At 63.9% G+C, this 21,260-nt stretch carries 17 protein-coding genes and 1 riboswitch; of the genes, 11 read left to right on the top strand and 6 right to left on the bottom strand.

The window, feature by feature from the left end; translation table 11 throughout:
• Positions 1 to 35 precede the first annotated feature (35 nt).
• Positions 36 to 1,157 (top strand): DUF2336 domain-containing protein, encoded by a 1,122-nt coding sequence (locus AC1D0I_RS23260; protein ID WP_477398016.1) that lies wholly within the window; start codon positions 36 to 38, stop codon positions 1,155 to 1,157.
• On the opposite strand, the gene AC1D0I_RS23255 is transcribed toward AC1D0I_RS23260, so the two are convergent.
• Complete coding sequence (locus AC1D0I_RS23255; protein WP_477398014.1) at positions 1,154 to 3,220, bottom strand: FUSC family protein; 2,067 nt, start codon at positions 3,218 to 3,220, stop codon at positions 1,154 to 1,156. The genes AC1D0I_RS23260 and AC1D0I_RS23255 overlap by 4 nt on opposite strands.
• A gap of 44 nt (positions 3,221 to 3,264) precedes the next feature.
• Positions 3,265 to 5,319, bottom strand: coding sequence for a DNA topoisomerase IV subunit B (gene parE / locus AC1D0I_RS23250; RefSeq protein WP_457151893.1), 2,055 nt, complete (start codon positions 5,317 to 5,319; stop codon positions 3,265 to 3,267).
• A gap of 237 nt (positions 5,320 to 5,556) precedes the next feature.
• Between parE and cpaB the strand changes: the two genes are divergently transcribed.
• The 9 genes from cpaB (at position 5,557) to AC1D0I_RS23205 (ending at position 14,963) form a co-directional block, all read left to right on the top strand.
• A complete protein-coding gene (gene cpaB / locus AC1D0I_RS23245) occupies positions 5,557 to 6,483 on the top strand; it encodes a Flp pilus assembly protein CpaB (protein ID WP_245331172.1) in 927 nt (308 codons plus the stop codon).
• Positions 6,484 to 6,515: 32 nt separating this feature from the next.
• Positions 6,516 to 7,961, top strand: coding sequence for a type II and III secretion system protein family protein (locus AC1D0I_RS23240; protein ID WP_457151892.1), 1,446 nt, complete (start codon positions 6,516 to 6,518; stop codon positions 7,959 to 7,961).
• A gap of 4 nt (positions 7,962 to 7,965) precedes the next feature.
• Positions 7,966 to 8,235, top strand: coding sequence for a hypothetical protein (locus tag AC1D0I_RS23235; RefSeq protein WP_457151891.1), 270 nt, complete (start codon positions 7,966 to 7,968; stop codon positions 8,233 to 8,235).
• A gap of 32 nt (positions 8,236 to 8,267) precedes the next feature.
• Complete coding sequence (locus AC1D0I_RS23230) at positions 8,268 to 9,482, top strand: CpaE/TadZ family protein (RefSeq protein WP_457151890.1); 1,215 nt, start codon at positions 8,268 to 8,270, stop codon at positions 9,480 to 9,482.
• Complete coding sequence (locus AC1D0I_RS23225; RefSeq protein ID WP_477227357.1) at positions 9,479 to 10,900, top strand: CpaF family protein; 1,422 nt, start codon at positions 9,479 to 9,481, stop codon at positions 10,898 to 10,900. The genes AC1D0I_RS23230 and AC1D0I_RS23225 overlap by 4 nt, the downstream gene beginning before the upstream one ends.
• 4 nt (positions 10,901 to 10,904) lie before the next feature.
• A complete protein-coding gene (locus AC1D0I_RS23220; protein WP_477398012.1) occupies positions 10,905 to 11,870 on the top strand; it encodes a type II secretion system F family protein in 966 nt (321 codons plus the stop codon).
• A gap of 1 nt (position 11,871) precedes the next feature.
• Positions 11,872 to 12,837, top strand: a complete 966-nt coding sequence (locus AC1D0I_RS23215) for a type II secretion system F family protein (RefSeq protein WP_477398010.1) — start codon at positions 11,872 to 11,874, stop codon at positions 12,835 to 12,837.
• A 200-nt stretch (positions 12,838 to 13,037) separates the two neighbouring features.
• A complete protein-coding gene (locus AC1D0I_RS23210) occupies positions 13,038 to 13,508 on the top strand; it encodes a tetratricopeptide repeat protein (RefSeq protein WP_477398008.1) in 471 nt (156 codons plus the stop codon).
• 279 nt (positions 13,509 to 13,787) lie between these two features.
• Positions 13,788 to 14,963 (top strand): GGDEF domain-containing protein, encoded by a 1,176-nt coding sequence (locus tag AC1D0I_RS23205; RefSeq protein WP_477398006.1) that lies wholly within the window; start codon positions 13,788 to 13,790, stop codon positions 14,961 to 14,963.
• Here AC1D0I_RS23205 and gcvP read toward each other — a convergent pair whose 3' ends face one another.
• From gcvP to gcvT, 3 genes are read right to left on the bottom strand one after another with little or no spacing between them, the layout of a single operon-like run.
• Positions 14,964 to 17,774: an aminomethyl-transferring glycine dehydrogenase gene (gcvP, locus tag AC1D0I_RS23200; RefSeq protein ID WP_477398004.1), complete on the bottom strand. Its 2,811-nt coding sequence runs from the start codon at positions 17,772 to 17,774 to the stop codon at positions 14,964 to 14,966.
• Positions 17,775 to 17,791: 17 nt separating this feature from the next.
• Entirely contained in the window at positions 17,792 to 18,160 is a 369-nt protein-coding gene (gene gcvH, locus AC1D0I_RS23195) for a glycine cleavage system protein GcvH (protein ID WP_095088133.1), read from the bottom strand.
• A gap of 5 nt (positions 18,161 to 18,165) precedes the next feature.
• Positions 18,166 to 19,266 carry a glycine cleavage system aminomethyltransferase GcvT gene (gcvT, locus tag AC1D0I_RS23190; protein WP_477398002.1) on the bottom strand — a complete coding sequence of 367 codons (1,101 nt, stop codon included), beginning with the start codon at positions 19,264 to 19,266 and terminating at the stop codon, positions 18,166 to 18,168.
• A 149-nt stretch (positions 19,267 to 19,415) separates the two neighbouring features.
• Positions 19,416 to 19,502: riboswitch (glycine riboswitch) on the bottom strand.
• A gap of 290 nt (positions 19,503 to 19,792) precedes the next feature.
• On the opposite strand from gcvT, the gene AC1D0I_RS23185 reads away from it, so the two are divergent.
• The gene (locus AC1D0I_RS23185; protein ID WP_477398000.1) at positions 19,793 to 20,794 is read left to right on the top strand and encodes a hypothetical protein; all 1,002 of its coding nucleotides are present in this window, start codon (positions 19,793 to 19,795) and stop codon (positions 20,792 to 20,794) included.
• A gap of 57 nt (positions 20,795 to 20,851) precedes the next feature.
• Here AC1D0I_RS23185 and AC1D0I_RS23180 read toward each other — a convergent pair.
• A partial coding sequence (locus AC1D0I_RS23180; RefSeq protein WP_477397998.1) for a molybdopterin-dependent oxidoreductase occupies positions 20,852 to 21,260 on the bottom strand: 409 nt, incomplete at its 5' end.

Below are 21,260 nucleotides of genomic sequence, written 5' to 3'. Positions count from 1 at the left end.
AGGAGCGTTCTGGCAAGGGGCGTAAGCAGGCGGCAATGGTTGTTTCGCATTTTTTGAGATGGATTTGCACCGCCAGGGTCTCGGAGCGCGCCGCCGCGGCCAATGCGCTTGCTCGGGCCTACGTTAATTCCGACCTGCCTTTCGAGGACCGCTGCGCCGCCGAGGCGGCGCTGACGCTGTTGCTTGACGACGCTTCGTCGAAAGTGCGGCTGGCGATGGCCGAAGCGCTGTCGATGAGCCAGCACGCGCCGTTGCAGATCATCAGCGCGCTGGCCTGCGACCAGCCGGAAGTCGCCGGCGTGGTGCTGGCACGTTCGCCGCTGCTTACCGACGCCGATCTGATCAACCGTGTGGCCAGCAGTCCAAAGGTGACGCAAAAATTGATCGCCGACCGGCCGTTCGTTTCGATGGCGCTGTCGGCGGCCATCGCCGAGATCGGCGAGGCGGAAGCCTGCGCCGTGTTGCTCGCCAACAGCGGCGCCGACATCGCCTCGCTCAGCTTCCGCCGCATGGCCGAACGCCACGGCCATCTGCCCCTGGTGCGCGAAGCCCTGATATCGGATGCCCGCCTGCCTGCCGACTGCCGGCACATGCTGCTCGTCAAGCTCGGCGAGATGCTGAAAACATCGCCGCTGGTCATGGCCTTGATGGGCGCGGCGCGAGCCGATCGCGTCATGCGCGACGCATGCGTCAAGGCTTCGGTGACGCTGATCGAAGGCACGCGCCAGGAAGAACATCCGGCGCTGATCGAGCATCTCAGGCTGCGCGGCGATCTCACCGCGAGCTTCCTCATCCGCACCATCACGCATGGCAAGGTCGATTTCTTCGGCTCGGCGCTGGTCGCGCTCAGCCAGCAATCCGAACAAAGGGTGAGGGCACTGCTGGCCGGCGGGCACGATGTGGCCTTGCAGGCGCTGTTTCGCAGCGCCGGCCTTGATGCCGTCACGCATTCCATCATCCTGCGCGCGCTGAAAATCTGGCGCGAGGTGGCCAACGGCAAGCGTGTCGCGGGCGTTCAGGAGGTCAGCTGGCTGATGCTGAAGGAATTGGGCGGACAGTCAGCGCAAAGCGATCTCGCCACACTGGTCAAGTCGATCCATCTCGATGCGCTGCGTGAGAATGCGCGGGGGCACGCGCTGGCGATCGCTGCGGCCTAGCCTTTATCCCTCGCGAAGAAATCGGGAAAATCTTCCATCGCGGCGGCAATGATGCGCAGCGATGCCGCGATCTGCAGCAGCTCGCCGGTGGCGTTGCGCTGCGCTATGCTCGTCGCATACTGCCGGGCGACGGCGACGGTCGACGTTTGCGGATCGCCGGGTGCGTGGAAGAGCAGTTCCCGCGCCAGCCCCCTCAGAAAGTTGGCGATCGAAAGCGCGGTCTCGGATGGGATGGCATGGCCCTGGCTTGCGTCGCGCAGCCGCAGGACTTCCAAGCCGACGGTGACGGCAGCGACGCCGCCGCCCAGAACCGCATCGCCTTTCCTGCCGGCATTCTGCACCAGGGGCATCAGCTGGTTGATGCGGTCATAGGCGAGGCTCTCGAAGGCTGAACGCCTCGGCACGCGCTCATGGAGGCAAAGTCGAACCAGATCTTCGCGCATGGCGCGCACGATGCGGTTGGCCGCAAGCCACGGATCGGCGGGCAGCACGAGGATGAAGACACCGATAGCCAGCAGGATGCCGACCAGGACCGACGCCGAACCTGCGAAGAACGGGGCGGGATCGTAGGCCATCGCCTGGTGCGGACTGAGGAAGGCGAGGAAGTTGATAGCGAAGGCCGTCGCCACGCCGACATGGCGCGGATTGGCCATGGCGAGCGCCGTCGGCACCAGGATCGGCACGACAAGCAGCATGAACCAGCCGAAGCCGGGCAAAGCGGGCAACGCGACCTGACCGACGAGAAAGGCAAAGGGAAGCGCCAGCAGCGTTCCCTTGAAGAAGCCCCAGGACACTTGCACGGGGTCGGGGCGAGCGGCAAACAGGCTCGACACGACGGCAACGAGAATGACCGTGCCTGCGGTTTCCGACCATTTCGACGTCAGCCAGAAGGCCGTGACCAGCAAGGTGGCAAGAGCAGCGCGCACGGCATTGCGCGATGCGCCGGGGTAGTCACGGTGCACCACCAGCGCGGGTTGCCTGCTGCCCCGTACAAGACGGGTGACAGGCGCGCGCAAGGCGTCGAGACCGCGCAGCACCTGCTTGAGCGCCTCGGCGAAATCGGCGGCGATGGTGAGGCGGGTGATGGTGCCGACCCTGTCGTCGCTCTGATCGGCCGAGGCATCGGGCATTTGCCGGGCCTTGACCGAGATCGCGTCGAGCCGGGCCACCCAGGGTGCGGTGTCGTCCAGCGCGCCGGGTTTAGCCGCCAACTCGCTAACCAGAGCCTGCAACTCCGAGCGCACCGGAATGAGTGCTGCGTTCTTCGGGGCGGCGTGCGAATGCAGCGCGCGCGCCGCCGACAGGGCCGAGAGCAGTTGCCCGATGGTGCGCCGGACCGGATGGGCGCGCGGCGCGAAGCTCGCCGTTTCGAGCCTGGCATAGGCGCGCATCTCGCCAAGCGTCTGGGTATCGGCGACCAGCTTTCGGTGCATGCCCGACAGGATTGCCGGATCGCCGCCGGAGAATGCACCGCCGGCATAAGTGGCAAGATCGAGGATGCAGTGTTTCAACCGCGAGATGATGGCGTCGCTGGCCAGTTTGGGCAGGATCAGCCGGCTGGTCAGGCCGGCGCAGACAATGCCGAGCACGATTTCGGCACAGCGTGCGACAGCGAGGTCGACGACGACRTGCGGCTGTCCGAAGGCAGGCAGGCCGATGATCATCGCGGTGTAGCCGGCAAGGGCTGCACCATAGGCTTCGGGATTGCGCAGCAGCGACGAGACGAAGGTGCAGATGCCGATCCAGACGGCAAGCACCGTCACCAGCACCCAGGGGCTGGTGCCGAAGATCGTGGTGATGCCGATCGCCGCTATGCCGCCGGCAAGCGTGCCGAGCAGCCGGTAGAAGCCCTTCGCCAGCACCATGCCGGCGACGGGCTGGGCGACGATGAACACCGTCATCATCGCCCATTGCGGGTGGTCGAGCTCAAGGGCGTAGGCGACCAAAAGCGCGATCAGGCCGGCCGAAACGGTGCGCAGCGAGAAAATCCAGTCTGAACGCGTCGGTTGCGTCAGCCCGGCCAAACTGGTCTCGAAATAGCCTTTCAGCCGCGCCCAGGTCACATGCCGGTCTCCGCAAGTCGAGCCTGTTATGGACCGGCTGGCGGCTAGATATCCAGCACTTCCGTCTCGGCGAATTCGGCGCGTTCCTGGATGAAGCGAAAGCGGGCTTCAGGCTTGGTGCCCATCAGCGCGTCGACCGCGTCCTTGGTGGCAGCCTCGGCGTCGATGACATCGATGCGAAGCAGCGTGCGCTTTTTCGGATCCATGGTGGTTTCCTTGAGCTGCGCGGCCATCATCTCGCCCAGACCCTTGAAGCGGCCAAGTTCGACCTTGCCGCGCCCGGTGAACTCGGTGCGCAGAAGCTCGTCCTTGTGCGCATCGTCACGGGCATAGGCGACCTTGCCGCCTTGCCGGATCGAGTAGAGCGGCGGCACCGCCAGATAGAGATGGCCGCCACGCACCAGGGCCGGCATCTCCTGGTAGAAGAAGGTGATCAGCAGCGAAGCGATGTGGGCGCCGTCGACGTCGGCGTCGGTCATGATGATGACGCGGTCGTAGCGCAAATCCTCGTCGCGGTATTTCGACCGCGTGCCGCAGCCGAGCGCCTGGATCAGGTCTGAAATCTGCTGGTTGCCGGCAAGCTTGTCATTGCCGGCGCTGGCGACGTTGAGGATCTTTCCGCGCAGCGGCAACACGGCCTGGCTGGCACGGTCGCGTGCCTGCTTGGCCGAGCCGCCGGCCGAGTCGCCTTCGACGATGAACAGTTCGGCGCCGGCCGCGGCATTCTGCGTGCAGTCGGCGAGCTTGCCCGGCAGCCGCAATTTGCGCACCGCGCTCTTGCGCGACACCTCTTTTTCCTGTCGCCGGCGCACCCGCTCGTCGGCGCGCGCGATCACCCATTCGAGCAGCTTAGAGGCTTCCTGCGGATTGTCGGCCAGCCAATGGTCGAACGGATCGCGGATCGCGGTCTCGACAATGCGGATTGCCTCGATCGTCGCCAGCCTGTCCTTGGTCTGGCCAACGAATTCGGGCTCGCGGATGAACACCGACAGCATGCCCGCCGCCGAGATCATGACGTCTTCCGAGGTGACAATCGAGGCGCGCTTGTTGCCGACGAGATCGGCATAGGCGCGCAGGCCGCGCGTCAACACGTTGCGGAAGCCGGCCTCGTGGGTGCCGCCTTCGCCGGTCGGGATGGTGTTGCAGTAGGAATTGATGAAGCCGTCGCCGCCGAACCAGGTCACCGCCCATTCGAGCGAGCCATGGCCGCCTTGCCTGTCGCTCTTGCCGGCGAAGATTTCGCGCGTCACCTGGAATTCGTCGCCGAGCGATGCCTTGAGATAATCCTTGAGGCCGCCGGGAAAATGGAACTCGGCCTTGGCCGGCGTCTGGTCCTTTTCCTTGATCAGCGACGGGTCGCAGGTCCAGCGGATTTCGACGCCGCCGAACAGATAGGCTTTCGACCGCGTCATGCGGTAGAGCCGCGCCGGCTCGAACGCAGCGCCCTTGCCGAAAATCTGCTCGTCGGGGTGGAAGCGGATTTTTGTGCCGCGCCGGTTGTGAACCTCGCCCAACTGTTCCAGGCCAGTTACCGGGACGCCGCGCGAAAAGCGCTGGCGATAAAGCTGGCGGCCGCGCGCGACCTCGACCTCAAGATGGTCCGACAGCGCGTTGACCACCGAGACGCCGACGCCATGCAGGCCGCCTGATGTCTCGTAGACCTTCGAGTCGAACTTGCCGCCCGAATGCAGCGTCGTCATGATCACTTCGAGCGCCGGCTTCTTGAATTTCGGATGCGGATCGACCGGAATGCCGCGGCCGTTGTCGGTAACGGCGAGATAGCCGTCGGCAGAGAGCTCGACATCGATGAAGGTGGCATGGCCGGCAACCGCCTCGTCCATCGAATTGTCGATGACCTCGGCGAACAGGTGGTGCATCGCCTTGTCGTCGGTGCCGCCGATATACATGCCTGGCCGGCGCCGCACCGGCTCCAGCCCTTCCAGAACCTCGATGTCGGCGGCGCTATAGCCCTCACTGCCATCCTTGGTCGCGGCGGGACGCCTGGTCGCCTGCACCAGCGGATCCGCCGGGCGCGCCGGTGTGCGGACCGGTTGCGGCTGCTTGTCCAGATTGCCGAAAAGATCGTTGTTGTCGTCCATGCCTGCCATAGAGTCCAATGCTGCGAATCACCTCGCGATACTGGCACGCTTTTCAGCGCCAAGCGACCGAGGTTCCTGTTCCGTTCGGGGAATTGCCCGTCCTAGCCGAGAACCATTCGATAACCAATCCGGCGGAAATAGGTCAAATGCCACCGCGTTGGATTCCTGATTCTTTAACAATGCCGCCTAGCATGAGCCCAACAAAACAAGAAACTGCGGGCATCAGGGGTTTCGGGCGTGAGGGGCAAGGCCATATCGATGATCGGCATCGCCGCCGTTTTTGGCGCGATATCGATCTTTGCCGCGGATTTCTGGGTCAAGAGCCAGGCCAGGGCAGATAGCGAAGCGAAGACGGCGTCGATCCCCGCGCCAGTTGCACCCAAGATCGAGTTCAAGACCATCGTGGTGGCCAATGCTCCGTTGCGCTATGGCATGGAGCTCGACCGCACGAAGCTCAGCGAAATTCCCTGGCCGCAGGATTCCCTGCCGCAGGGTGCCTTCCCGACCATCGATGGATTGCTTGGCGACGGCAATCGCGTGGTGCTGACGCCGATCGAGGTCAACGAGCCGGTGCTGCTCACCAAGCTGTCGGGGCCAAATGGCCGCGCGACGCTCTCGAACATGCTGACGCCCGGAATGCGAGCGGTGACCATCCGAACCGACGAGATTGCCGGTGTCGGCGGCTTCGTCACGCCGGGCGACCGGGTTGACGTCGTGCTGACCCGCGATGCCGGCGAAATCCAGGAGGTGGCCAAGAACGCGCAAGGTGCCGCCGGTTCGACCATCACCTCCGAAATCGTCGTCTCCGACGCCAAGGTGCTGAGCGTCGGGCAGGGCGCCGACGAGCGCCAGACCACGCCGCAGATTGCCAATTCCGTGACCATCGAGGTGACCACCGAAGGCGCGAAGAAAGTGGCACTTGCCCGCACCGTCGGCTCGCTGTCGCTGTCGCTCCGCTCCGCCAGCGAAGGCGATGACGGCAAGAACGGCGTCACCACCATCTCTTCGTTCGGCGGATCGGTCGCCTCCAACGTGCAGGCCGCGGCCAGTTCGTTGTTCAATGCCGTGGCGAAAGAGCCGGAGAAACCGAAATTCAAGACGGTCATCGTGACGCGCGGCACGAAGGCAGAGGAATACCAGGTTCCTTCGCCGGACCAGCAATAGAAACCAGTGGGGACTGGGTGAGGGACGGGACAATGTTCGGGCTGATTGCATATCGGGTCATGGGACGGTTGCGCGTGTTGCGCACCGTGGCTGTGGCGGCTTCACTGGCTGCCGCAGGGATGCTGGCCTTCGGCGCCTCGGCAAGGGCCGACAACGACATCGTCTATGTGTCGACGACCAAGAATGCGTCGATCAAGGTGGCCAAGGGCAAGCCGAAGACGATCATGACCAGCGCCGCCTTCTACCAGATCGTCATCGGCGATCCGGAGATCGCCAACGTCAATCCGCTGACCGACAAATCCTTCTACGTGCTCGGCAACAACCTCGGCACCACCGGCATCGCGCTGTTCGATGAGAAGAAGCAACTCGTCGGCACCGTCGACATCGAGGTGACGCTCGACACCGACCAATTGGCCAGCACCATCCGCGCCAGCGTGCCGGACGCCAGGATCAAGGTCGGCTCGGCCAATGGCCGTGTCGTGCTGTCGGGCGAGGCCGATGACGCGGTCGCCGCCGAAAAGGCAAACAAGATCGCGACGCGTTTTTCCGGCGCCGAGGAGGTGATCAACTCGGTCAACATCTCGTCGTCGCAGCAAGTCCAGCTCAACGTCCGCTTTGTCGAGATCAACCGCCAGGCGGGTCAGGATCTCGGCGCCAAATACAGCGCCAATTTCGCCTTAGGCCTCGGCGGGCGCGACGTCACCATCGATCCGGGTACCTTGCCGGGGGCCGGGACCGGCGAGATTATCGGYCGGTTGCTGTCGGACGGTGTGTCGATCGATATCGCCATCAAGGCGCTGGAAGAGCGCGGCCTGGCCCGTCGGTTGGCCGAACCGAACCTGATCGCCCGTTCCGGCCAAACGGCAAGCTTTCTCGCCGGCGGCGAATTTCCGATCCCTGTTTCCGAGGACAACGGCAAGATCTCGGTCAGCTACAAGAAATACGGCGTCAGCCTTGATTTCACGCCGACAGTGCTGAAGGACGGGTTGGTCAGCCTGGATATCGCGCCGGAAGTCTCATCGGTCGACGCGTCGGCCTCCTACAATATCGGCAACATATCGGTGCCCGGCTTCATCGTGCGCCGCGCCAGGACATCGGTCGACCTGAAGAATGGCCAGAGCTTCATGATTGCCGGATTGCTGCAGTCGCAAAACGACATCACCACGTCGCGCATTCCCGGGCTTGGCAAAATGCCGGTGCTTGGCGCGCTGTTTTCGTCGAAATCCTATCAGCGGCGCGAGACCGACCTGGTCATGATCGTCACGCCCTATCTGGTCAAGCCGGTCGATCCGTCGAAGAAACTCATCGTGCCGACCGATGGTACGCAGCCTGCCAGCAACGCCGACTATTTTCTCAACAACACCGACGAAGTGAAGACGTCCGACACCAATCGCGCGTTGGCAATGGCCGGCGGCACTGTCGCGCAGCCGGCTGCCGTTACCACGGTCGGGCATTTCCTCGACCTGCCGAAGGACTGAAAACATGCGTCTGGTCTTGAGATCGAGCATCGCCTTGCTGCTGGCCGGCTTCGCTGCCGGCTGCACCAGCGACGACTATGTGCGCACCGAAGGGGTGACGCCGGCCGCTGGCAACGCGCAAGCCGCCGACACCGTCATGCAGATGGTCGATCCCTGGAAATACGGTGTCCAGAACACAAAGCTTCTCGTTCCAGCCCAGCGCGGCGACGTGGTGGCCATCACTCCCGATCAGGCGGCCGGCGCGAAAGCGTCGCAATCCACGACAGGCAACTGATCCAACAGGCGGCGACCGGACAGGCTGACAGAATGGCAAACGGCATCAAGACCAGGAAGATCCTGCTCGTATCGACCGACAGGACCTTTGTGCAGGACACGCGGACCGCATTCGCCGCCTCCGAGGTCATCCAGCTGTCGACAGTGGAAAAGAATGTCGCGGAGCTGCGCGGCGAGATCCAGGAGGCCGATTTCGGCGCCATCATCGTCGACATGGATGCGGCAAGGCTGGAGGAGGTCGAGTCGCTGCAGCGCATCATGCGCCGGCTGGAGGACAAGGTGCCGGTCGTCGTCGTCACCCAGGAGTTCAATGCCGCCGCGGTGCGCATCCTGGTACAGCTCAAGGTCGCGGATTTCCTCGTCAAGCCGATCACCACCGCCGACCTGGTGCGCTCCGTGGTGCGGGCGCTGCAAGGGCCCGGGCGCGAGGAAAACACCGAGTCGCAGATCTACACCTTCATGCCGGCCGCGGGCGGCGTCGGCACCACAACGCTGGCACTGCAGACCGCCTTCCAGTTGCATCACTCGGTGACGCGCGGCGCGTCGACTTGCGTGGTCGACCTCAATTTCCAGCAGGGCGCCTGTGCCGAATATCTCGACCTCGAGCCGCGTTTCGACATCACCGAGATCGAGAACCAGCCCGAACGCCTCGACCGGCAACTGCTCGACGTGATGCTGTCGAAGCATGCCAGCGGACTTTGCGTGCTGGCGGCGCCGACGCATCCGGCGGAAATGCGCTCGTTCAAGACCGATGTCGTGGTGCGCATGCTGGACCTCGTTTCGGCCTATTTCGACAATGTCGTCATCGACATGCCGCGCACCTGGTTTCCGTGGACGGAAACGGTGCTGCTCGGTTCCAACAAACTCTACATCGTCGCCGAAATGACGGTGCCGTGCCTGCGCCACACGCAGCGTCTGATCCAGGCGGTCTACGAGACCGCCGGCAAGGAAGTGAAGCCGAACGTCATCGTCAATCGTTTCGAGCAGAAGATGTTCGACAACGGCATCAAGCAGGCGGACGTCCAGGAAATCCTCGGCGAGCATTTCGTTGGCGGCATTGCCAACAACTACCGGCTGGTGCGCGAGGCAGTCGATCGGGGCGTGCCGCTGCACGAGATCGACCCGAACGCCAATGTCGTCAACGATTTGAAGAAGATCATCCTGCCGGAGGAAGCAGTCCAACCCCGGGCGAAATCGCGCTCGCTGTTTGGCATGGGCCGGGGATTGCTTAAGAGGAAGGCCGGATGACCAGCCGCTTTTCCACCCTGCAGAACCGCGATGCGCGTCCGCAGCGCGCCGCCGAGCCGGTGCCGGTCGCGCATCATGCCGTCGTCATTCCGACCAACCGAAAGGCTTTGACGGCAAAGCCGGAAGCCGCACCGGCAAAGAATGCCAACAAGGTGCTCGATGCGCGCGTGCGTATCCACCGGCTGCTGCTCGAGGAGATCAACCTAGTCGCGCTGGAGCGTTTGCCCAAGGATGAGATGCGCCGGCAAGTATTTGATTTCGTGTCGGAAAAGACCAAGCAAGAGCGGATGGCGATCAACACCGTCGAGCTTGACGCGCTGGTCGACGACATCGTCGACGAGATGGTCGGCCTCGGTCCGCTGGAGCCGTTGCTCAAGGATCCCGACATCAACGACATCCTGATCAACGGCCACCAGAACTGCTTTGTCGAAAAGAAGGGCAAGCTGCAGCCGGTCCATATCCCGTTCAAGGACGAGGCGCATCTGCTGCGCATCGTCAACAAGATCGTTGCCGCGGTCGGCCGTCGTGTCGACGAATCGCAGCCGATGGTCGACGCACGCATGCTGGACGGTTCGCGTTTCAACGCGGCCATCCGCCCGGTTGCGGTCGACGGGCCGCTGGTGTCGATCCGCAAATTCTCCAAGAACAAGCTCGGCCTGCACAAGCTGGTCGAGTTCGGCGCCATCACCCAGAACATGGCCGAAGTGCTGGCGGCGGCCGTGCATGCCCGCAAGACGACGATCATTTCGGGCGGCACCGGCACCGGCAAGACGACCATGCTCAACGCGCTGTCGGCTTTCATTCCCGAAGATGAGCGGCTGATCACCATCGAGGACGCGGCCGAACTCCAGCTGCAGCAGCCGCATGTGGCGCGCATGGAGACGCGTCCCGCCAACATCGAGGGCCATGGCGAACTGAAGCAGCGCGATCTGGTCAAGAACGCGCTGCGCATGCGCCCAGACCGCGTCATCCTCGGCGAGTGCCGCGGCGAGGAGGCCTTCGACATGCTGCAGGCGATGAACACCGGCCACGAAGGATCGATGGCGACCATCCATGCCAACACGCCCCGCGACGCCATTTCGCGCCTGGAGCAGATGCTTGGCATGACCGGCATGCCGATGACGGTGCAGTCCATCCGCAGCCAGATCGCCAGCGCGCTCGACCTTATCGTGCAGCTGACGCGCCTGTCCGACGGCAAGCGCAAGGTGACCAGCGTCGCCGAGGTGACCGGCATGGAAGGTGATGTCATCCAGATGCAGGAGATATTCCGCTTCGTGCGCACCGGCATGGACGCCGACGGCAAGATCCTCGGCCACTACGAGGCGACCGGCATCCGGCCGCGTTTCCTCGAGGATTTGCGCGCCATGGGCATCGAGTTCCCCGGGCGATACTTCGAACCCGGCCGGCCGCAGGAGTAGTCAGGTGTTCGACGGGCTCAGCGCTATCTATGTCGTCTATGCCGCGGCGGCACTTACCGGCATCCTGATCGCCGAGGCCTGCTACCTGCTCTATGCCGGCCGCAGCGACAAGCGCACCGCCATCAACCGGCGCATGAAACTGCAGGAAAACACGATCAGCCAGGAGCAGGTGCTTGTGCAACTGCGCAAGGAGCGCGGCCTTGACGCGGGTACGTCGCTGTTCTCGCCGGAACGGTTCCGCGCCTTGCGAACCCAGTCTGGCATGGTCATGCCGCTGCCGAAATTCCTGATGACCACCTGCGGCGCGGCATTCGCCGCGGCTCTGGCCGCCATGTGGTACGGCTTGCCGCCGCTGCTCGGGCTCGTCCTGTTTGTCATGCTTGTGCCGATCCTGCCGGTGATGACGCTGCGCTTCAAACGCGGCCGCCGGCTGAAGCGGTTCGGCACGCAACTGCCGGAGGCACTGGAACTGATCACGCGCGGCCTGAAGGCCGGCCATCCGGTGCCGGTGGCGGTCTCCATGGTGGCGCGCGAGATGCCCGACCCGATCGGCAGTGAATTCGGCGTYATCGCCGACGAGGTGACCTATGGATCGGACCTGGTTTCGGCCTTGAACTCGCTGTTCGACCGGGTCGGCCATGAGGACCTGCCGCTGTTCGTCACCGCCGTCTCGATCCAGAGCAGTTCGGGCGGCAATCTGCGCGAGATCCTCGACGGCTTGGCGTTGACGATCCGTGAGCGTGGCAAGCTGCGCCGCAAGGTGCGCGCCATTTCGACCGAAGGCCGCATGTCGGCCTACATTCTGACGGCGATACCGGCGCTGCTGTTTGCGGCCATCATGGCGCTGATGCCAGCCTTCTACCGCAACGTCTGGGGTGAGCCGCTGACCTGGTACCTGATTGGCGGCTCGGTCGCATGGCTGATGCTGGGCAATCTGATGATGTTCAAGATGTCGAATTTCAGGTTCTGACATGCAAGCCTCCATCGAATTCCTCGCCTCGCTTGCGCCGACCTCGTTGATGCCCGTAGCCATCCTGTTGCTGGCCGTGGGCGCCGTCGCGGTGGCCTGGCCGATGGTGGCGGCGAAGGGCGACCGCAACGACGTCATGCGCCGGCTCAAGGTGGATCACGGTCCGGCGGCCGCGAAGCCCGAGCCGGTGCCGAAGAAGAATACCAGCATCGTGCGCGAGAAGGCGGTGAAGAGGGCGCAGGAATTCTATGCCAAGAGCGATCCGGAAAATGTCGCCCGGCTGCGCATGACGCTCATCCAGGCGGGCTACATGGAGCCGCGCGCCGTCGGCATGTTTTTCCTCGTCCGGTTCATCGCGATGATCGGCACGGCCATCAGTGTCTTTGTGCTCAACCAATGGATGGCCAGTCCAGACGCGACGATGGCCAGCCGGTGGACGTTCGTGATCCTTTCGGGAGCGGCCGGCTACTTCCTGCCTGGGCTGGTGCTGAGCCAGAAGGTGCGGGAAAAGCGGCGCGAATACCGCAACGGCTTTCCCGATTTCATGGACCTGATGATCGTCTGCTCGGATGCCGGCATGAGCATGGAGGCCGGCATCGAGCGCGTTTCGAAGGAACTCGCCAAGACCTATCCCGCGCTCAGCCAGAACCTGCAGCTTGTGTCGCTGGAGCTGAGGGCAGGGCGCAGCCTCGACGATGCGCTGAAGGCGCTTGCCGACCGCCTCAGCCTGGACGAGGTGCGTTCCTTCGCCACCCTTCTACAGCAGTCGAAGGAACTCGGCACCAGCCTGTCGGGCGCGCTGCGCGTCTTTTCCGATGAAATGCGCCACAAGCGCATGTCGCTGGCCGAGGAAAAGGCGCACGCCCTGCCGGCCAAGATGTCGGTGCCGGTAACGGTGTGCATCCTGCCGGTGGTGCTGATGATCGCCATCATCCCGATCATCGTCAAAATGATGACGGAGCGCTAGGAAGCGCGTCCCTCGAACGCCCAGTCCAAGCCGTGTCTTGCACGCGGCCCGGTCAAGATCCTCTGGCCTGCACCGGGTGGTTAATGGCTGGTGTGCCCAAAGCTTAATTTTGAGCGTGTTTCGGCACCGAAGTTTAATCGCCTTTCCTGTAATGTGTTTCCTGAAGAACGACCCGGCAAATCGGGCGATGAGGCAGGGGCATGCGTCACAGTAATTTCACGGCAATGGCTGCGGTGGCGGCCGTCTTAATGATGTCTGGTTGTACGACGAGTGGCGTCGACACCACCAAGACCACGGCCATCCAACCGGTGGCAAAGGACATCGATACTTCCGATCTGGYGCAAGGCAAGGCGCAGTTTCGCGACGCCAATTACGGCCTCGCCGAACAGCACTTCCGCAAGGCCGTCGAGTTGAAGGCCGACAATGCCGAAGCCTGGATGGGGCTCGCCGCTTCCTATGACGAACTTGGCCGCTTCGACTTCGCCGACCGAGCGTACGACCAGCTTCTGAAAGTCGCCGGCCGCAAGCCGCAGATCGTCAACAACATGGGGTATTCGCAACTGTTGCGTGGCAATCGCAAGAAGGCCAAGGCGCTGCTGCTCGAAGCGAGGGCCGGCATGGCCGATCCGACGGTCGTCAACGCCAATCTCGCCCTCTTGAACAAGGGTTGATCTGGTCGTCGCGTCCTGGAGCCGGATGATTTCAGGTCGAATCGACCTGAAATCTGAATCCGCTTCTAAATCAAAGGGATAGAGAAAGATGTCGTCCGAAAATCGCTCACACTTTTCGGCATCATGCTCCAGGGTGCTGTTTCGGGACACAGGGCATGGACGCTTTGTAAACCCTATGCGCAGGTTGCGTCGGAAGACCGGCTGAAAACCCGTATCCGAGGGCTGCCGCTGACCTAGAATGCAGTGCAACCGCCGACTCTCGAGAGGCCCTCGCCCAACATGTTGGACTTCAGTTCGCTCCTGCTCGCGGCCGCGCTGTCGGGCACATGCCTCAGCGCTACCATGTTTGCGATCTGGTTCACCGCGCCCAAGGCACGCTTTGTGCTGACTGTGGCGTGCGGCATTCTGGTGCTCGTCGCGCATGTGATCCTGTTCTGGCGATACACCAAGGAGCCCGATCCGGTGCTCTGCCAGATCGTGCTTGCGCTGCTCAGCCTGGGGTTCCTGATCCTCTGCCTGTCGGCCATGCAGTATCTCGGCGTGCCCAGCCACAGACGTGCCGTTGCACCGACGCTCGCCGCCATGACTATTTGCGCGGCCGTGACCTCCATCGGCCTCGACGGTGTCGGCTTCATCATCACCTACGCGACGGTGACGGCGCTGCTCTCGGCGATCGGCGCCATGTTCTGGATCAACGGCAGCCATGATCGCCGGATCCTGCTGGTGGTTTCGTTTCTGAGCGGCACCTGTGCGGTGTCGTTTGCGCTCTGTGGCATGGTTTTGCTGGGCAAGGGGCAGTGGGCGCTCGCGGTCGCGCCCGACAATTGGGCCGAACGCCTGAACTCCGTCGTGGCGGTGGCCTGCATGACCGGGCTCGGCGCCTTGACGCTCTCCCTCCACCATCTGCAAGCACAGATCGAACTGAAGGCCGAGACCATGACCGACCCGCTGACCGGGTTGATGAACCGCCGGGGATTAATGTCGCTCTATGGCGAGCGGAGTTTCGGTCCATTCATGTCCGTCGTCATGTTCGACCTCGACCACTTCAAGCGGACGAACGACGTCTACGGTCACCCGGTCGGCGACCAGGTGCTGTGCCGCTTCGCCGCCGTCATCAAGAAATATGCCCGGACCGGCGTCGACGCCTTTCGCCTGGGCGGCGAGGAATTTGCCGTCGTCATGTCGCGGATGACGGAGGAAAGGGCCTACGACCTCGCCAGCAAGATCGGCGTTGCCTTCGGCACCGAAATCGTTGCCACCCCGCTCGGCCCGTTGCGCAGCACGGTCAGCGGCGGCATCGGCTTTGGCGAGGCCGATGGCCGCAGCCTCGACGAGGTGCTGGCCGAGGCGGACATAGCGCTCTATGCCGCCAAGCGCGCCGGGCGAAATTGCGTCATCAGCCGCAAAGGCATGAGCAAGGCCGAACCGGGCAAGCCGGCCTTGCGCTCAGCGTAGTTACTCGGCCGCACCCAGATAATCCGACAGAGGCGGGCAGGAGCAGACCAGGTTGCGGTCGCCTGCAACATTGTCGATGCGCGACACCGGCGGCCAGTATTTTGCTGCCGTGTCGGCGTCACCGGCGGGATACGCCGCCTCCAGACGCGAATAGGGATGGGTCCACTGGCCGGCCAGCGCCTCGGCGGCGGTGTGCGGTGCGTTGACCAGCGGATTGTCGGCCAAAGGCCATTCGCCCTTGGCGACTTTCGCTGCCTCTCCGGCGATGGCGATCATCGCCTCGCAGAAGCGGTCGAGTTCCCGCTTGGGCTCGGACTCGGTCGGCTCGACCATCAGCGTGCCGGCGACCGGGAACGACATGGTCGGCGCATGGAAACCATAGTCGATCAGGCGTTTGGCGACATCGTCGACACTGATGCCGGCGCTCTCCTTGAGCACGCGCGTGTCCAGGATGCACTCATGGGCAATGCGATCGTGTCTGCCCTTGTAGAGGAGCGGGAAGTGCGGTGCGAGCCGCGTCGCCACGTAGTTTGCCGAAACGATCGCCGTCTCGGTCGCCTGCTTCAGGCCGGAACCGCCCATCATGCGGATGTACATCCAGGTGATCGGCAGGATGGAAGCACTGCCGAAGGGGGCGGCCGACACGGCATGCGCCGAGCCTTCGGTGACATGACCCGGCAGATAGGGTTTTAGGTGCGCCCTTACGCCGATCGGGCCGACACCTGGGCCGCCGCCACCATGCGGAATGCAGAAGGTCTTGTGCAGGTTCATGTGGCAGACATCGGCGCCGATGTCGCCGGGGCGAGCGAGGCCGACCAGCGCGTTGAGGTTGGCGCCGTCGAAATAGACCTGTCCACCATGCTCATGGATGAGGGCGCAGAGATGGCGCGCGCCTTCCTCATACACGCCATGCGTCGAGGGATAGGTGAACATCAGCGCCGCGAGGTTCTTGGAATGCTCATTGGCCTTGGCCCTCATATCGTCCATGTCGATATTGCCATCCTCCAGGCAGCGCACGACGACGACGCTCATGCCGGCCATCGCCGCGCTCGCAGGATTGGTGCCATGTGCGGAAGATGGGATAAGGCAGATGGTGCGATGGCCTTCGCCGCGCGAGCGGTGATAGGCGCGGATGGCAAGCAATCCGGCATACTCGCCCTGGCTGCCGGCATTGGGCTGCAGGCTGACCGCGTCGAAACCGGTGATCTCAGACAGCCAGCCTTCCAGTTCGCCGGCCATGGCGCGGTAGCCGGCCGAATGGCTGGCCGGCGCGAACGGATGCAGGTTGGCGACGCTTGGCCAACTCACCGGCATCATCTCGGCGGCGGCGTTGAGCTTCATGGTGCAGGAGCCCAGCGGGATCATGGTGCGGTCGAGCGCCAGATCCTTGTCGGCCAGCCGGCGCAGGAAGCGCATCATCTCGGTTTCCGACTTGTTCTCGTGGAACACAGGTTGCGTCAGAAACTCCTTGCCGCGCGGCTTTCCCGGCACCGTGCTGTCGGCCGAGGGACCAGCCTTGGCGCCGAACAATGCCGCGATTGCGTCGAGATCGGCGTCGGTCGAGGTCTCGTCGAAGCTGATGCCGATATGGTCGGCATCGACGACGCGCAGCAGCCGGCCGGTCTTTTCGGCCGCAGCGGCTATCTGCGCCGCCTTGCCCTTCGCCTCCACCGTCACCGTATCGAAGCGGCTGGCGCCGATCACCGACACGCCTGCCGCTTCGAGGCCGCCTGCCAGGCGGTTGGCCAGCGCGTGAATGCGCCCGGCAATCGCCTGCAGCCCGGCGGGGCCGTGCCAGATGGCATAGGCGGTCGCCATGTTGGCCAGCAGCGCCTGCGCGGTGCAGATGTTGGAGGTCGCCTTGTCGCGGCGGATATGCTGTTCGCGTGTCTGCAAGGCAAGCCGGTAGCCGGGCCGGCCCTTGCTGTCGGTCGACTGGCCGACCAGGCGGCCGGGCATCAAGCGCGTCAGCCTGTCGGCGACGGCGCAATAGGCGGCGTGCGGGCCGCCAAAGCCCATCGGTACGCCAAAACGCTGCATCGGACCGACGGCAATGTCGGCGCCGAGCTTTGCCGGCGCGTCGGTCAGCGTCAGGCCGAGCGGGTCGGCGATGAACACGACCAGCGCGCCGGTGGCGCGTGCCTTGTCGATCGCCGCCTTGTGGTCGCCATAGACGCCGAACGTGTCCGGCCAGGAGACAAGCAGGGCGGCGGTGTTGTCGTCGATCGCCTCGCCGTCGATCTCGATGCCGAGCGGTTCGGCGCGGGTGCGCACCACGTCCAGCGTCTGCGGATGCGGCGTGCCGGCAAGTGCCACCTTGGTGCGCTTGTCGCGGTGATGGCGCAAGGCGATGCCGACCGCTTCGGCGACCGCCGTTGCTTCATCGAGCAGCGAGGCCGACGCCACCGGCAGGCCAGTCAATTCGGCGACCAGCGTCTGGAAATTGAACAGCATTTCGAGCCGGCCCTGGCTGATCTCCGCCTGGTAGGGCGTGTAGGCCGTGTACCAGGCTGGGTTCTCGAACAGGTTGCGCTGGATGACCGGTGGCACGTGGACGCCGTGGTAGCCGGCGCCGATGAAGCTCTTCAGCACCGTATTTTTCGCCATGATCGCCGACAGTTCGGCCAGCGCTTCCGCTTCGCTGGCCGGAGCTGGCAAGGCGAGCGGCTGGTCGAGGCGGATCGATCTCGGCACGGCCTGGCTGATCAGCGTCTCGATCGAGGGAACGCCGATGACGGCGAGCATTGCTCTGGTGTCGTTGACGCCCGGGCCGATGTGGCGGGCCATGAAGGGGTAGGGTGCTGCGGTCATGTGTCGAGATCCTGATGTCAACCGATATGGGCTTTATAGGCGGCCTCATCCATGAGGCCGGCGAGCTGGCTTTCGTCGGCGAGCTTCATCTTCCACAGCCAGCCGGCACCGGTCGCCGCCGAATTCACCAGCGACGGATCCGACGACAGCGTCCCGTTGGCCTCGGTGATCTCGCCGTCGACGGGCGCATAGACGTCGGAGGCCGCCTTGACGGATTCGACCACCACGGCGGTATCGCCCTTGGCCAGCTTCTTTCCCGTCTCGGGCAGTTCGACGAAGACGAGGTCACCGAGCTGCTCCTGGGCGTAGTCGGTGATGCCGACGGTGGCGATGCCGCCCTCGACGCGGAGCCATTCGTGATCTTCGGTGAAATAGGTTGTTGCCATCGGATTCATCCTTTGCGGTAGCGATGCGGTGTGAAGGGCAGGGAACTGATATCGACTGGGATCTTCGTGCCGCGCACATCGGCGAAAACCCGTGTGCCGGGCTTTGCCAGTGGCGTTGCGACATATCCCATGGCGACCGGATGACCGGCCGAGGGGCCGAAGCCGCCCGATGTGACATGGCCGGCAGGATTGCCGTCGGCATCAAAGAGCGCGGCGCCGGCGCGCACAGGCTGGCGGCCCTCGGGCTTCAGCCCGACCCGCTTTTGCGCGGCTCCTCGTTCGATGGCGGCGCGCAGGGCGTCGGCGCCGATGAAAGCGCCGGTAGCGCGGATTTCTTTCGGGATCGCCCACATCAATCCGGCGCTGGCCGGGTCGGTCTCCGGCGTGATGTCCTGGCCGTGCAGGCAGAGCCCGGCCTCCAGCCGCAGGCTGTCGCGCGCGGCGAGGCCGATCCACAGTACGCGTTCATCGCTGAGCAATTTTGCGACGAGGTCGCGCGCATCGGCCTCCGGCAGGCCGATCTCGAAACCGTCCTCGCCGGTATAGCCGGAGCGGCTCATGAACCAGTTCTGCCGCGGTTCGACACCATGCATGAACAGCAGCGAGCCGGTCTCGATGCCGGCGCGGGAAAGGGCAGCCCAGGCTTCAGCGCCCTGGATAGCCAGGAAGACACGGTCGAGCGGCTCGACCTTGACGTCAAAATCCGCGGCAAGCGCCCGCAAATGCTTTTCGTCGGCCACGGCGTTACCGGCGTTGGCGACCACCATGAACCTGGTATCGCCGAGCCGGGTGACGATCAGGTCGTCCAGGATGCCGCCTGCCTCAGTGAGGAAGAAGGACAGTTTGGACTGCGAGATTTCGAGCGCGCCGGCATCCAGGGGACAAGCGCGGTTGAGTAGCGCAACCGCCTCCGGCCCACTGACCTCGAACAGCTTCATATGCGAGATGTCGAACAGGCCGGCATGCTCGCGGGTGTGAAGATGCTCCTTCATGACGCCGGCCGGATAGGTCAGCGGCATCGACCAGCCGGCAAAGGCGCCGAAGCGCGCACCAGCGGCCACGTGGATATCTTCGAGGGGAAGGTGTTTGGTGTCGTCGCCCGTCATGTCACCTCCAGAGTCGCACGCAATCGGTCGCGAATGGCGACCAGTCCGTGCCCCTCTGTCTGAAGCCTGAGAGACTCGCGCAACCGGAACTCTGTCAGCGGCGCTTACACCTTCGGCGCGGGGGCAAGCCCCGACTTTCCAGAGTGTCTTTCCCGTCTACGGTTCTTTTGCCTGAGAGATTTCGGGCGATTTCCCCTTCGGCGACAGCTTTCGCTGTTCTCTCCCGCAAACAGGTAGGACTCGCAAGAGCCCTCGACTCGTCATCCATAGCCTGTCGACGACACATTGTCACCTGTCAGCGACGTCTAAAGCGCGTCGCGCCGAAACGGATTCAGGCGATGAGCTTTGGCTACTTGTGTTGATGCATGTCGTTTTCCCAAAACCGCAGCACACTTTTGGGTGACATGCATTGGCTGACAAGTGTTCGCTAACCACGCCGTTTGCCGGTTTTTCAAGACACTGCTGATATCGTGGCGGCGGTGAGGCTTTTGGGCAGGCGCTTGCCGGCAGCGGACGGGGACGACAAATGGGCGAATTGATCATGAGCGCGCCGGTGGCGGGGCTGGCCTCGAAAAGCCGCATCACCGGGGAAGACGTGGCCATGTTGCGCCATGAAGTGTTCGGCGACGGCGTGGTGACGCGCGGCGAGGCCGAGGCGCTATTCGCGCTGGACGCCACGGCCAAGGACAAGTGCCAGGAATGGCCTCCGTTCTTTGTCGAGGCCGTCACCGACTACATCGTCCACCAGGAGAAGCCGTCCGGCTACATCTCGCAGGACAATGCCGACTGGCTGATCCGCACGATTTCGCGTGACGGCATGGTCGACAGCCGAACCGAACTCGAGTTGCTGGTCCATGTGCTGGAAGAAGCAAGATCGTCGCCGAGCCAGCTTTGCGTCTATGCGCTGGAGCAGGTCGCCCACGCCGTCATCGACGGCAAAGGGCCGTTGATGCTCGGTGGTGCGTTGGTTCCCGGACTGATCGCCAAGGCGGAGATCGAGCTGCTGCGCCGGATCCTCCACGCCCATGGCGGCGACGGCAACATCGCCATTACCCGCCCAGAGGCCGAGGTGCTGTTCAAGATCAACGAGCGCACTGCTCAAGGACAAAACGATCCGTCCTGGAACGATCTGTTCGTCAAGGCGATCGCCAATTTCGTCATGTGCTCGGCCGGCTATGAGGCACCGACACGCGATGTGGCGCTGCGCCGTGACGCCTTCCTCGAGCACGCCGATCCGGAAATCGGCGGCTTCTTCAGCCGCATGGTCTCCGGTGGCCTCGCCGGCATCATGGAGGCCTATCGCTCCCCCAGCGACATCGAAGCCGAGTGGGAAGCCAAGAACAGGGCGGCCGAGGCCCTGGCCCGCCGCGCCGAGACGATCGATGCCGGCGAAGCCGGCTGGCTGATCGAGCACATCGGGGTAGGCAGGCCTTTGTATGAGAACGAACGTGCGCTGCTGACGCTGATCAAGCACGCGTCACCGGAGATTCACCCGGCGCTTAAGCCGTTGCTCGACAAGGTTGCCTGAACCGGCGGGCAGCGCTCGCTACGCCCCCGGGCCGATCATTATTTTGCGGTGTGCGGTTCAGATTCCACCGTACCAGTCGTAGCCATTGTCTTCCCAATAGCCGCCCCTGCCGCCGCCGACATTGGCGAAGCCGTCGACCAGCTCGATCTTGTAGAGATATTTCGGCATCTTGTAGCCGAGCTGACGCTCGACGCGGGCCCGCAGCGGCGCGCCGTTCTCGACCGGCAGCGGCTTGCCGTTCAGGCCATAGGCAAGGATCGTCTGCGGATGGCGGGCATCGATCAGGTCGATGGTGCCGTAATACTTGATGTCGCCGGAGAGGCTGCGGTCGATCGTGTCGAGGCAATGGAACATGACGTAGCGCGCCTGCGGCTTGACCACTGCCTGGTCGAGCTCCAGCGACAGCGGCGTGCCTGTCCATTTGGCGATGCAGATCCAGCCTTCGACGCAATCTTGGCGGGTGAGC

The organism is Mesorhizobium sp. P2_D1 (genome assembly GCF_056404455.1).
The sequence above is the reverse complement of the archived record's forward strand: the minus strand, read 5'-3'. Positions and strand labels throughout refer to the sequence as shown.